Source organism: Nocardia sp. X0981, assembly GCF_977089955.1.
On the sequence record NZ_OZ372435.1, the window covers coordinates 2,603,683 to 2,615,932 of the forward strand.

Annotated in this window: 15 protein-coding genes; 8 read left to right on the forward strand and 7 right to left on the reverse strand. The window is 66.5% G+C overall.

Going from position 1 to position 12,250, the window contains the following annotated elements; genetic code table 11:
• The first annotated feature begins 31 nt into the window (after nt 1-31).
• A complete protein-coding gene (locus ACYR7D_RS11355) occupies nt 32-736 on the forward strand; it encodes an Rv3235 family protein (protein WP_459549567.1) in 705 nt (234 codons plus the stop codon).
• Nucleotides 737-906: 170 nt separating this feature from the next.
• On the opposite strand, the gene ACYR7D_RS11360 is transcribed toward ACYR7D_RS11355, so the two are convergent.
• Entirely contained in the window at nt 907-1,881 is a 975-nt protein-coding gene (locus tag ACYR7D_RS11360; protein ID WP_459549568.1) for a helix-turn-helix transcriptional regulator, read from the reverse strand.
• A 130-nt stretch (nt 1,882-2,011) separates the two neighbouring features.
• On the opposite strand from ACYR7D_RS11360, the gene ACYR7D_RS11365 reads away from it, so the two are divergent.
• The 4 genes from ACYR7D_RS11365 (at nt 2,012) to ACYR7D_RS11380 (ending at nt 4,805) form a co-directional block, all read left to right on the forward strand.
• Entirely contained in the window at nt 2,012-2,407 is a 396-nt protein-coding gene (locus tag ACYR7D_RS11365) for a RidA family protein (RefSeq protein WP_459550124.1), read from the forward strand.
• A gap of 134 nt (nt 2,408-2,541) precedes the next feature.
• The gene (locus ACYR7D_RS11370; RefSeq protein ID WP_459549569.1) at nt 2,542-3,399 is read left to right on the forward strand and encodes a TetR/AcrR family transcriptional regulator; all 858 of its coding nucleotides are present in this window, start codon (nt 2,542-2,544) and stop codon (nt 3,397-3,399) included.
• 105 nt (nt 3,400-3,504) lie between these two features.
• Nucleotides 3,505-4,197, forward strand: coding sequence for a hypothetical protein (locus ACYR7D_RS11375; RefSeq protein ID WP_459549570.1), 693 nt, complete (start codon nt 3,505-3,507; stop codon nt 4,195-4,197).
• Nucleotides 4,198-4,205: 8 nt separating this feature from the next.
• Nucleotides 4,206-4,805, forward strand: a complete 600-nt coding sequence (locus ACYR7D_RS11380; RefSeq protein ID WP_459549571.1) for a hypothetical protein — start codon at nt 4,206-4,208, stop codon at nt 4,803-4,805.
• A gap of 46 nt (nt 4,806-4,851) precedes the next feature.
• On the opposite strand, the gene ACYR7D_RS11385 is transcribed toward ACYR7D_RS11380, so the two are convergent.
• The 6 genes from ACYR7D_RS11385 to ACYR7D_RS11410 all read right to left on the reverse strand — a co-directional run bounded on the left by ACYR7D_RS11385 (nt 4,852) and on the right by ACYR7D_RS11410 (nt 9,179).
• Nucleotides 4,852-5,649 carry an ESX secretion-associated protein EspG gene (locus ACYR7D_RS11385; RefSeq protein WP_459549572.1) on the reverse strand — a complete coding sequence of 266 codons (798 nt, stop codon included), beginning with the start codon at nt 5,647-5,649 and terminating at the stop codon, nt 4,852-4,854.
• On the reverse strand, nt 5,646-6,947 hold the full coding sequence (locus tag ACYR7D_RS11390) for a hypothetical protein (RefSeq protein WP_459549573.1): 1,302 nt from the start codon (nt 6,945-6,947) through the stop codon (nt 5,646-5,648). Before ACYR7D_RS11390 ends, ACYR7D_RS11385 begins: the two co-directional genes overlap by 4 nt.
• 2 nt (nt 6,948-6,949) lie before the next feature.
• Nucleotides 6,950-7,339 (reverse strand): hypothetical protein, encoded by a 390-nt coding sequence (locus tag ACYR7D_RS11395; RefSeq protein ID WP_459549574.1) that lies wholly within the window; start codon nt 7,337-7,339, stop codon nt 6,950-6,952.
• 61 nt (nt 7,340-7,400) lie between these two features.
• Nucleotides 7,401-7,982, reverse strand: coding sequence for a DUF3558 domain-containing protein (locus ACYR7D_RS11400; RefSeq protein WP_459549575.1), 582 nt, complete (start codon nt 7,980-7,982; stop codon nt 7,401-7,403).
• Nucleotides 7,983-8,079: 97 nt separating this feature from the next.
• Nucleotides 8,080-8,289 carry a DUF397 domain-containing protein gene (locus tag ACYR7D_RS11405; protein ID WP_459549576.1) on the reverse strand — a complete coding sequence of 70 codons (210 nt, stop codon included), beginning with the start codon at nt 8,287-8,289 and terminating at the stop codon, nt 8,080-8,082.
• On the reverse strand, nt 8,286-9,179 hold the full coding sequence (locus tag ACYR7D_RS11410; protein ID WP_459549577.1) for a helix-turn-helix domain-containing protein: 894 nt from the start codon (nt 9,177-9,179) through the stop codon (nt 8,286-8,288). The genes ACYR7D_RS11405 and ACYR7D_RS11410 overlap by 4 nt, the downstream gene beginning before the upstream one ends.
• 555 nt (nt 9,180-9,734) lie before the next feature.
• On the opposite strand from ACYR7D_RS11410, the gene ACYR7D_RS11415 reads away from it, so the two are divergent.
• From ACYR7D_RS11415 to ACYR7D_RS11425, 3 genes are all read left to right on the forward strand, one after another.
• Nucleotides 9,735-10,307, forward strand: coding sequence for a hypothetical protein (locus tag ACYR7D_RS11415; protein WP_459549578.1), 573 nt, complete (start codon nt 9,735-9,737; stop codon nt 10,305-10,307).
• A gap of 111 nt (nt 10,308-10,418) precedes the next feature.
• The gene (locus tag ACYR7D_RS11420) at nt 10,419-11,222 is read left to right on the forward strand and encodes an SDR family oxidoreductase (RefSeq protein WP_459549579.1); all 804 of its coding nucleotides are present in this window, start codon (nt 10,419-10,421) and stop codon (nt 11,220-11,222) included.
• Nucleotides 11,219-12,052 (forward strand): DUF72 domain-containing protein, encoded by an 834-nt coding sequence (locus ACYR7D_RS11425; protein ID WP_459549580.1) that lies wholly within the window; start codon nt 11,219-11,221, stop codon nt 12,050-12,052. Before ACYR7D_RS11420 ends, ACYR7D_RS11425 begins: the two co-directional genes overlap by 4 nt.
• Nucleotides 12,053-12,250 lie beyond the last annotated feature (198 nt).

The following is a 12,250-nucleotide window of genomic DNA, read 5'->3' on the forward strand; positions in this document are numbered from 1 at the left end:
CAGCGGTGCGGTTCATACAGGGGGCGTAGTGATGGCTGATTTCCGGCCGGTGCTGTATCGGGTACCGGTGTTCGAACCGTTCGTGGGGCCGGTCGGCGGGCAGACGCCCGTGCCGGACTCGCCGGTACGGCCTGCCGCGGAGATTCCGGGTGCCGGGGGCTGCCGGGGCGATGCGGGTGCCGGTGGAGTGGGCGAGGGGACGAGGAGCGGGGAACCCGCGCCCCCGCGGCGGCCCCCCGGCTCGGCCGCCGCGAGCGCGAACGCCGTGCCCCGGGCGGCAACGCGCACGGCAACGGCCACGGCGCCGGGATGCGGAAACCGCCCGGACCGTCGGTCACTGCGCCGCAACCGCAGCGCACCGGCCGGGGTCGGCCGCCTCCAACGGGCCGGGCATACGGCCGCCCGCCCCACCGCGCCGGACGGGGCGCGGGAATTCGCCGGGAAAGCCCTGCGCGTCCTGCTGGAGGTACTGGACCGGCGGCGTCCGGTCGCCCAGCTCGGCGCCCTCTGCACGCCCGCTCTGGTCTGTGCCGTGGGCTCCTTGGTCGCCCACGATCATGTGCCCGGCCGGGTTCTCGGCGCCGCCGTCCCCGCGGGTATCCGCTTGTTCCCGGCCGGGGAGCACGCGGCGGAGCTGGTGGCCATGTACCAGCGCGGCCCCCGCCGGCTCGCCGTCGCCGGCCGCCTGGAACACGGCGCCACGGGCTGGAAGCTGACCGCCCTGCGGATCATGTGAACCCGGCCGCGCCGGTATGCGGCACACCGCGCCGCTCGTCTCGAGGTCGCAGCACCACTACCGCTGTTCCGCGGGCGAGCACGGTTGTCGCACTGGGCCCGAACAAGGAACGGAAGGTGTCACTGAAATGGCCGCCGGTGGAAGGCCCGGCCCACCGGAGGCGGCGACTCTCAGGACGGCTCGGCGTAGCGGGTGGCGATCGTGGCGGCGCGGTCGCGCAGGGAAGTGCGCAGCGACGGTGGGGCCAGGGCTTCCGCGTCCGTGGTGAGCTGCCACAGCGCCCATTCGGCGTGTCGCGAATCCTGGAAGGTCACCTCCAGCCGCAGCCAGCCGTCGGTATCGGGCTCTTCGCTGCGGACGGCCAGGGCGGTGCCCACCAGCTCCTCCCGCCGCGCCGGATGCACCCGTACCAGCACGGCGAGCTGGTCGCCGCCGGTCCGGAACCGGATGCTGCGTTCCTGCCAGGCCCGGTCCAGGTCGATCCGGTCCGGTCGCTGTGCCGATTCGGGGAGTTCCTCGGCGGCCAGTACCCGCGACAACCGGTAGGTGCGCTCCGCACCGGATCTCGTGGCCAGCAGATAACCCTGGTCGCGGACGACGACCAGGCCGAGCGGGTCCACCGTGCGCCACTTCGGGTCCCGGCCGGCGGCAGCGTAGTGGATGCGTAGTTTGTTGCCGGCGAACACCGCGCGCCGGATCTCGGCCAGTATGTCGCCGGGCACCTCCTCGGTGACCAGCCGGCGCGACAGCAGATCGGTTTCCGGGTCGATGAGCAACCGCTCGGCCACCTCGGCGGCGGTGTTGCGATAGCTTTCGGGCAGCGCGTCGACCACCTTGAGCATGGCCGATGCCAGCGCCGAGCCGAGACCGAATGCCTGGGCGCCGCGCCGCGAGCCGGCGATCAACAGGGCCAGTGCCTCGTCGTGGTTGAGCCCGGTGAGTTCGGTGCGGAAGCCGGGTAGCAACGCGAAACCGCCGTGCCGGCCGCGTTCGGCGTAGACGGGGACCCCGGCGGTGGACAGCGCCTCGATATCGCGCAGCACGGTGCGGGTGGAGACCTCCAGTTCGTCGGCCAGTTCGGCCGCGGTCAGCCGGCCGCGCTGGCGCAGCAGCAGCACCAGTGACACCAACCGATCGGCGCGCATCGGAAAACCCTATCGAATACACGACACAGGGTGTCGTAATTCCTTGGGAGGCTGCTCCCGCGGCGTCACCAGCGGCTGCCGGGCCGAGGGACGTCCGTATTCCGACGAAGCGAATGGAGCTGATGTGGTAGTGGAACGAACGGCGGTCAACCCGGTGACGTGGTCGGTGGAAATGGGGTTCAACCAGGGGGAGCTCGTTTCCGGGCACACCCGGACCCTGTACTGCTCCGGGCAGACCGCGATGGACGCCGACGGTAAGCCCCAGCACGAGGGCGATATGGCGGCGCAGTTGGCGCTGAGCCTCGACAACGTGGAGGCCGTGCTCGGCGAGGCCGGTATGTCGCCGGCGAACCTCGTGCGGCTGAACGTCTACACCACCGATGTCGATCTGCTGTTCCAGCACTACGGGGTGCTGGCCGCGCGGCTGGCCGCTGCCGGGGTGGCCCCGGCCACCACGATGCTCGGGGTGACCCGGTTGGCGATCCCCGGCCAGATGGTGGAGCTCGAGGCGACCGCCGTCGCGTGATGCCGCCGCGCCGCCTCCGGTAGGTCCGCCGGAGGCGGCGAACGGGGGAGAACGACCGGTGGGTGCCCGCTTTGTCCTGATCCGGTGTGCCTTTACGCTGCTCCTTTCCGGATATGAGGTGGAGCGGAGGACGCATGGTCGGCGAAGGTGTGGCGGTCGGACGGAAGCGGGACGCCTCGGCCACCAGGGCCGCGATCCGGACGGCGGCGCGGGAACTGTTCGCCGAGCGAGGATACGAGCGCGCGACGGTGCGCGATATCGCCGCGCGGGCGGGAGTCAATCAGGCGCTGCTGTTCCGCTATTTCGGGAGCAAGGACGATCTGTTCCGGGCGGCGATGACCGGCCGGGGCCGCTCGGTGCTGGATTCGGGGCCTGCGGAGACGCTGCTGTCGCGATTACTGGAACGCGCGCTGGAGGAGTCGGCCGCGGATTGGTTACAGGCGGCGCTGCGGTCCAGCGGGCACGACGAGGCCGCGTCGGTGATCCGCCGGGAACTGGGGGAGGAGTACATCCGGGCGCTGGCCACACTCACCGATGCCGCGGACGGCGAATTGCGTGCGGATCTGCTGCTGGCCTGGTTGCTGGGGATCGGACTGGTGCGTTCGGTGCTGCGGCGGGAGCCACTGGCCGGTGCGGAATCGGCGGAGGTGGCCGAGTATGTGCTGCGTGCGGCGGGTGTGCTGCTGGAACGTAACGACGCGAATTTCCCTCCGGCGTCACCGCGCCGGGTGTCGGCGCTCGCCGGAGCGTGGTCGGCCCTGGGTCGGCCGAGTGCCGACCGGACGATGGTGATCGCATGCCGAAGGGGGTGGGCCGGGAGCGCCTGTGCATGCCGGTTGTGCACCGGGTGGAATCACCGGCGGTGTGGATACGGATTACGAACGGTCGGGATATGTTCTGGGAGATCCGGATTCGGGATCGGGTGGAGGGTCCGCGGGTCACTTATGGGGCAGATCTTTCCCGGTGATCGCGCGATCTTGCGGACGATATGAAAGTCGGTGGCTGTAGGCGCGTTCGATTCAGGGCACCTGAGTTATCATGCGGAAGTGATGTTTCCTCGACCGTGCCCGTAGCCGATGTCGGGAGCCACAAGGGTCATGGGCGAAATAGCCGGCCGGATCAAAAAAGCCCTCGGGGACAGTTCGAAAGCTTCCCGCGACGAATATCGCGGTAAAACGGGTGACGTGCGCCGCGGGATGAACGCGCACTCGGGTCAGCAGGCGGACTCGGCGAAAAAATTAGATGAACATTCGTCTCGCGAATCCGCCGATCCTCCGGTGCGAGATCCCGAGTTCGGCATCGAGCGGTACCGGAGTTCTCCGCCTTTTGTTACTACGCCGATGCGTGTGAAATATGAAGGAGAGAACAAGCTGGGCAATAAAATATGGAATGGGGAAGCGGTTAAATACTATGACGAACGAGCGCGGCAAAAATTTCTACTGACCGTACGCGAAGGGAAGGTCTACGATGCCACGGGTAGGCTGTTCAACACGACCGGCCTCGGTAGGAGGGGGGACGGTCATATAATATTCGTCATGGACCGGAACGGTCGCATTTTTGCATCCAAGTACGACAATCCTGGTGAGTTCCACCATTCCAGCCTCGTCGCCGGGGAGCCTGTGGCGGCGGCGGGAACCATTCATGTCGAAAATGGAGTGCTTCAAGGTATGCGCGATGCCAGTGGTCACTACAAGCCGCGGAGATCGTTCACCTTGCAGGCGATACATCACTTACGTAGCTCGGGTGTAGATATAACGCCGGAGCAGGTCTACTTCATCGCCGAAAGGTAGTCGTCGTCATGGATTCGGCACCGTGGAACGGTCTCGTCACCGCTATCTTGTACACGGTGGAGTACAGAATGGCGCCGGGCCGTGTTTCAGCGGGAAAAATTGCCACCGACCTCGTGGAGAACCCGCTGTGGAAACTGAGCCCCCGGGACGAGTACGAGATACTGAGCGCGGGCCTTTCGTCCGGGCTGCCCGTACCGAAAGTTGTGGACTCCCAGCGGAGTGATGAGGAGATCCGCGGCTTGCTGGCGGAAGTAATAGAAGGAATGGACAGTCTCCGCCCCTGGCCCCGGCCGCCTTTCGAACGCTTACCCGAAAATCGTTTGAACGATTTTATTTCGGTTACCCCGATCGCATCTACAGAAACTCCGGTGAATGATCTGGAGGCTCATTTGCGGAGCGTGTTCGACTACAGGCAGGATTATGGTGAGTTCCTGTTGATTCGCCTCCGATCCGGCTTGGAGATAGGTTTTCTCCACCCCTTCTCCGCGGCGCCCGGCCACACGATCGTCGCCAGTGCGAACAAGGACTCGGGCTTGTCGGCGCAGGAGGCGGTACGAGAACTCGCGATATCGACCGGCTTGGCGTGGGAATCGTTCGACATGCGCTGAACGTGGGTACGAATCCGTTCCCGGCCCGAAGGAAACGTAGGCGGCCTCAAACCGGCGGTGTGCGGCGCGCGGCGCGGCCGGACGACCGCTGGACCACGGTGACGGCGTGCTGGAGACGGTGGGTGAGCTCCTGCGGGGTGCCCGGAGCGAGGGTGAAATCCTCACGGGAGTGGTTGACCAGCAGGTAGCGGCCGTCGTCGGGGAGATAGTCCATCCAGTGGAAGCCGTTCGGATTACCGGTGGGGCGGGCATCGATGGCGGGGCCGGCGAAGACGCCGATCTCGCCGATACCGGAGCGGGGCCGGCGGATGATCCGGTTGATCTCCTCGGTGCGGGAGACGCGGGTCGGGTGCCGGGTGTATTCGGCCCGCCCGATATCGGCGCGGCTGCCGCGGACGGTGGCGTAGCGGCCGGGGGCGCAACGCGGCAGGGACGAGACTACGTAGGCGGCCAGTTCGTGAACCGGGAGGGAAATCAGGTGGATATCGCCGCCGTACTCTTTGGTCGGTCCGGGCTGCTGGATCGCGACAGTGGCCGATTCTCCGGCGAGCCCGGCGTGCACCCGGACCACCCGTGCGAAACCGCGGTCGTATATTCCGTGCACCTCGATCCGCGCCTGCGGTTCCAGGAGGGTACGCAAAGCGGTGAACAACCGCTCGTCGGCGAGCCGGGACAGCCGCTGTGCCGCCGATACCCGCACCCGCTCGTATTCGTCGGCGGTCGGGGGAGTTTCGGTGGGTCCGAGGGGCAGTACCCGGATCGGGTACGGTAGCCGGTCCCGGCCGAAGGCGTTCACCGCCTGAACGAACATCTCCCCGTCCAGGCGCCACCGCAGCTCGTTCACCCGCCGATCACCCCGCCCGGCGGCAGCGCCGGTGGCTGGGTGCCGAGCAGTTCGCTGCCCCGGTCGTACACCAGGTAGTCGGGGGTGTTGTGCTCGTCCTCGTCGTCCCGGTTGGCGCCGCGGGCGCCCGGCGACATCATGCCGGGAAAACCGGTGCGCCCGGTCCGGCTGTTGGTGGTGGCGGCGGTGGTACCGGCCGGAGCCGCGGTCGTCTTGTTGTTCGGGGCGCCCTGCACCGTCTGCCCCGGCACGAACGGTGCGGTGGTCTGCGGGGTGCCCGACGGTGTTCCGGACGGTGTGCCGGGGGTCGTGGTGCTCGGCGTGCCCGTGGTGGTGAGCGACGGGGTGGTGGGTGTGGTGCTCTGCGGTGTGGTCGCCTGCGGTGTGGTGCTCTGCGGGGTCGTGGCCTGCGGGTCCTGCTGCCCGGACGGCTGTTGCTCGCCTTCCGGATTCGCACCGGTCTCGCTATTCGTACCGTCGTCGGTGGTGGTGCCCTGGGGGCGGGTGCCGAGGTCGGGCGGCTGTGAGTCGCCGCCGGTGGGCCGCCCCGAACCGCCCGGCCCGCCGTCGTTCACGGGTTTCTTCGGCTCCGGCAGGATCGGGGTCTTGCTGTCGACATCCGCGGCGCCGGGCTCGTAGTAGGTGGTCATCACCCAGCGGGCGGTTTCCTGGGCTTCGTCGGCGCGGTACTGCGGGGTTTTCAACACGTCGTCGAGCGGCAGCATATTGATGAGGTTGTCGCCGATGGTCACATCATCGGGTTCACCGACCGACGCCTTGGCCTGGGCGAGGTGGCCCTCCATCAGATCGAGTCCGTGCGCGACCATTTGGAAACTCGCGGCGAGGGAAGTGAACGAAGTGCAGAACTCTCGAACCCCGGCGACGGCGGCCGCCCCGGACTGCCCGTTCCAGCCCGCTTCCAGATCGGCGTTCACGCCGTCGAGAAATTCTTTGTTCGCCGCACGAGCCTCGTTCGTCAGGCTCCGCCATGCGCTTGCCTTATCACTGATCAGCGTGGAGTTGACATCCTTCAGCGCATCCCAGATCTGCTGATGCGTCATGGCCGGGAAACCGTCCTTCTCGAGGATGGCGGGTGGTGCGAAGTCACCACCGAACTCGCTCACGAGACCGGACCATTCCCCGCCTACAGCGGCACGATCCTGGTTCCACGTGTTGTTCTGGTCTTCGGCGAGCCGGGTATCGTCATCCTTGTTCTTCCTGGCTTCGTCGGGCCCATCGAGAACAGGCTCGACGACGAGACGGCCCACCTGCTCGAGCCATGCGGGGAAATCGACCACGGCTAGACCCCCGCGCTTCCGAGTGCCTGCGAGGTGGAGGTGTCGGTCTCCTCGATGGCCTTGGCGGACAGTTCGAACGTCTGCTTCATCAGGGTGACGATATCGATGGCGAGCTTCAACCGATTGGCGGCGGAATCAGCGTCATCCACCGCCTTGCCCACGAACTTGTTGCGGAGGGCAGTAGCCGACTTCAGAGTGCCGAAACCCTCGATGAAACGGAGTTGGTCAGTGCCCAGGAGCATATCGTCGAGTCGATTGATGAAAGCATCGCAGCGGGCCACCAGCTGTTTACCCAGGTCCACGTCCATTCGGAGTTCTCCGCTTTCGGCCTGGGTCTTCAGAGCCTGCCACTGCTGCAGCAAGGCGGCCTGCGACTGAGTCTGTTCGGTCACGGCATCATCCCCCTATTGGTTCACCGTAGTAACCGGAAGAGCTTCATCTTCAGAGCTCGTACTACTCGGGGAGGTAGGGCTCGAGTATCTGCGCATGCTGGACCGCCAACCCGCACGGTGGGGATTCCGGGAGCGAATCACGCTGGCTATAACGCCAGTTGACATAGACGGTGAGCATCCCCTTTTGCATCGGAAGGCTCACGTAACACAAGCGAATCGGATCTTCCCCGCTGTTCTGGTAGAAGGTCGATCCGGAACGACCGTTGATCTGTACCGGCCGGATCCCCGTTACCGATGTGTTCTCGCGCAAGTCTTCCTGCGTGAAAGCCGTTGCGCCGACTCCGATCACATAGGGGTCATCGACCGAGTCCCATGAGCACATGCGCCACGTTGCCCTGTCACCGGGTGCATCGAAGTTCGTGCTCTTACCAGCCGGGTCTGCTCCGGTAGCGCGTAGAGCTTCCTCTGACAGTTCCGAGCACGGATTCCATTCGACGACCTGTTCTTCGTCGGTGGTGGTTTGCCCTGCTGTCGATGTCTCCCCTCCGACAGTGACCCCGCACCCGGTGGCCAGCCATAGTGCTGCTGTGGCGGCTATCGTATGCCCCGCTACCCCCACGTAAGCTCTTCTGGCGGTACGCATGCCCCTCCTGATACGACGTGTGAACCATCCACACGAACCGGTTCTCACCTTACCGGTTCGTCCTGCGAGGCGAGCCTGTCCCCGCAGGACGAAGACCTCATGCCGAAAGCTGAGTGAACCTCCCTTCCTGGATCGCGGCGGTGAATGCCGACCACTCGTAGGGGTCGAAGGTCAAGGTGGGACCAGGGTTTTTCGAATCGCGGACCCCTACCTGGTCAGCGTCGAGCCAGGCGACCTCGACACATTCCCCGGCAGGGGTGCTCCGGGATGATTTGAACCAGAAAGGGCCGGTCGGATCGTTGGTCATCGCTCGTACCTCCTTGCGACCTGTCGGAGCAGGTCTCTCGATGGCTGCTCTTCCAGTGTGGCGGAACGAAGCGACTCATGGATCTTCCGGTAGATCTGCAGGTCGGATTCGCTTTCCAAGAAAATGGTTCCAGTAGTGGTTTCGTTGTAGACGATCGGCGGCTCCTGCCGGTACTCCCCAGAATCCGAGGGGAAGTCGAGAATGATGTATGGATGGACCGGATACCAGGTTCCGGGGAACCCAGCGGTGAATGGCAGAACTCGGACCGTGACGTTGGGCCGAGTGCCCATATCGGCCAAATGTCGAAGTTGGGCAGCCATGATCGAATCCGAGCCCACTCTGGTATGGAGTACGCATTCATGGATAAGGAACTCTGCGGATATCGGTTTATGCTGCCTGGTGAGGAGGGAGGCTCTGCGCATTCGTAGAGACACGCGGCGCTCGGCGTCTTCTTGGGTATCGGTAGCGAAGAAGGGGATTTCAATTCTCCGCGTGTAATCGAGCACCTGCAGCAATCCGGGCACGATCAGCGGTTGATAGATGGACAGATGCGAAGCGCCGGATTCCAAGTCCAAGTATGTGTCGAACCCAGCCTTGACCAAATGCCGTGAGCCCATCCACCATGACTTCGTGGCGGATTGCTGCGCCAGTACTTTCAGGGCATCGATCTGTCCCTCGCTGAGTTCGTACAACCGTCCGAACCCCTCGACGTCCCGGAGCTTGACCTTCTCGTTGTGCCCCTTCTCGATGCGGATGACCGAGGTCTTGCTCATCTCCATCTCCGCCGCCGCCTGTTCGAGGGTGAACCCCGCCCCCTGCCGCGCCTCGCGGAGGGCGCGGCCGAGTTGCCGGCGGGGCAACGTCGAACCGGGCTGATCTTCTCTTGCCATAACTCCCCTTCCCCTGGTCGGTCCGGAACGGCCCAGGGCGCGGTCCGATTCGGACGTTTTCCACGGCCGTACCGGACCGGACTCTGGATGATTTACCGACTTGAATTCGACTGTCTTGCTTAGTTTTACGAACCCGGCATGCGGTGAGCAACATAACCATATGCCCGAGCGACACGGAAGCCCGCCGACAGATGATTCGCAAATGCGCCGCGAACGGCCGGTGCGTACGAGGAGTAGGAAGAATGGCGTCGTTCTGCCGTTGACGGCGGCCGGTATACGACGACGCCCGCGTGAGAATTCCACGGCGGATATTCCATTCGGGGCACTCCGGCGTACCGAAGTGAACGGATGGTGTGCGTACTGGCAGTCGGGACGAGAAGGTATACGAATTCTGGAGATTCACGATAGGAGTGGGCAGCGAGTCGATCTGCCCGCTGTGGGCTCCGGTGGTGCCCCCGACCTCGCGGATACGCGGGAACGATTTCCCGACCGCGCCGAGCTCTGGGATGCGATCCGGCACGAATACTGGACCCACGCGGCCACCGGTGCCACCGGATGAGCGAGATCCGCTACCCCGATTCCGAGACCATCGCCGAGATCACCGCCCACTACCTGCTCTCGATGCCCACCGGTTTGATGCCGATGCTGTACGGATTCCGTTGTGACGACACGGGTATCGACGCCGACTGCGCCGCCGTCGATCTCGCCGGTGAGCGGCACGACCACGAACCCAACCCGCTCCACCTGCGCGCCGCGCATCTGCGGGCGGCACTGGGACCCGGCATGTTCGGATTCGGCCTGGTGTTCGTCGTATGCGCCGACCAGCTCGACGACCGTGCCGAGAACCGGCACATCCCGGCCCCGGTCCGGACGGCGGCCGACCGGCTGCCGGGAGCCGGGGATCTCATCGCCGCCGTCGTAGTCGACGCCATGGGGCGGCAATGGTGGGCGGTGGTGAACCGGCACCTCACCGAACTGGACCCGGTGCGCATCCATATCCCCGCCGTCCCGCCCGAGCGGTGGCGTATCCCGCGAACCCTGGAAGCCTCGGTGTGGACCGCCGCCGTAGCGCTCGACGAGAAGAACCATCCGCATCTGCTGCGGTTGAGCGGTACCTCGCGGAGCTGAGCGAACGGTGGGGTGCGGCCGGCTCCGCGAGTGCCGATCCGCGCGGACCTCGCCGTATCGCGAATCCGTAGGATCGGGCGTGGACGCCGGACTGCCGAGGATAGGGGCCGTATGACGAAGACCGCAGTGGTGACCGGGGCATCGTCGGGGATCGGCCGGGCGACGGCCGCGCTGCTGGTCGAGCGGGGATACCGGGTCATCGGAACCAGTCGCGACCCGGAGACCATCGCCGGATCCGCGCGGATCGCCGGGGTGGAGTACCGGGCGCTGGACCTGACCGATCCGGCCGGTATCGAGGAGTTCGGCGCCGGGCTCGGCCCGGTGGACGTGCTGGTCAACAATGCGGGGGAGAGCCAGTCCGGGCCGATCGAGGAACTGCCGGGCGATGCGATCACCCGGATCTTCCAGCTGAACGTCTTCGGCCCGGTGCGGCTGACGCAACTGGTATTACCGGGTATGCGCGAACGCGGGTACGGGCGGATCGTCATGGTCGGCTCGATGCTGGCGAGCTTCCCGCTGGCCTACCGGTCGTCCTACGTCGCCACGAAGGCGGCGCTCAAGGGTTTCGCGGACGCGGCGCGGCTGGAGACCGCCCCGTTCGGGGTGTGGATCACCACCGTGGAACCCGGCTCCATCGCGACCGGTATCGGGGAGCGGCGCACCAAATACATTGCCGAGGATTCGGTTTACGCCGACGACTTCCGGACCATGCTCACCTACCTGGACCGCAACGAGCGGGCCGGAACCGCGCCCGAGCAGGTGGCGGCCACCGTCCTGCGGGCGATCGAGGCGAGGAAACCGAAACCCCTGTACGCCAGGGGCAGCCGGGCGCCGCTGGTGTTCCTGCTGCGGCGGCTGGCACCCGGGTCGGTGATCGAGCGGGTGGTGGCCCGCACCCACGGGCTGCGACGTTGACCCTGCGGCTGCACGTGGGCTGTGCCATGTGGACCCATACCGCGTGGCCGGTCGTCGGCGACACCCTGCGCGGTTACGCGCGCTGGTGCAACGCCGTGGAGGGGAATACGACGTTCTACGCGGTCCCGGCCCGCAAAACCGTCGAAACCTGGGCGCAGCGAACCGGCCCCGATTTCCGGTTCGTCGTCAAACTCCCCCGGACCATCACCCATGAGCGCCGGTTGTCGGGGGTGACGGCCGAACTGCGCGACTTCCTGGACACCATGGCGCCCCTGGGGCCGCGGCTGCACGCGCTGTGGATCCAGCTGCCGTCCTCGTTCGGTCCCGGTGATCTCGGGGCGCTGGCCCTGTTCTGCCGCGGGCTGCCTGCCGGGCTACCGCTCGCCGTGGAGGTGCGCCACCCCGATTTCTTCGTCGACCCGGCCGTATCCGCGCAGCTCGAGCGGCTCCTCGGGCGGGTGGGCGCCGAATGGGTGCCGTTCGACACCACCGTCCTGTTCGCCGCCCCCGCCGCCAGCGCCGCCGAATACGAGGCCAGATCCAAGAAGCCCCGGTTACCGCGCCGGATGAAGGCGCTGACCGCAGCGCCCATCGTGCGCTACCACGGCCGCGACGATATCGAGGCCACCGTCGCGGGCTGGCGGCCGTGGGCCGATCAGGTGGTGCGGTGGTTGCGGGAGGGTCGCTCGCCCACGGTGTTCCTGCACACCCCCGACAATGCCTCCTCCCGCGAGCTCGCCCGCCGCTTCCACGACGAGATCCGCGGCCGGGTGCCCGAGCTCGCACCGCTGCCCGACCCCCGGGACGCGGAGCCGCTGACGCTGTTCTGAGCCGCGAGGAGCGGCCGGACCGCGAGGCGGGACCGCCGCCCGATTCGAAGCGGCGGCGCCGGCCGATCCGCCGTAACGGCCCGGATCTCGGCGCGTCCGGAAGCCGACGTCACGGACACCCGACCGGCTCGACCGCCCTGCGCTGTCGGCCGGTGGCTCGATGCCCGTGCTCACCGGCTGCGGCGCCCGGAGTCGTCG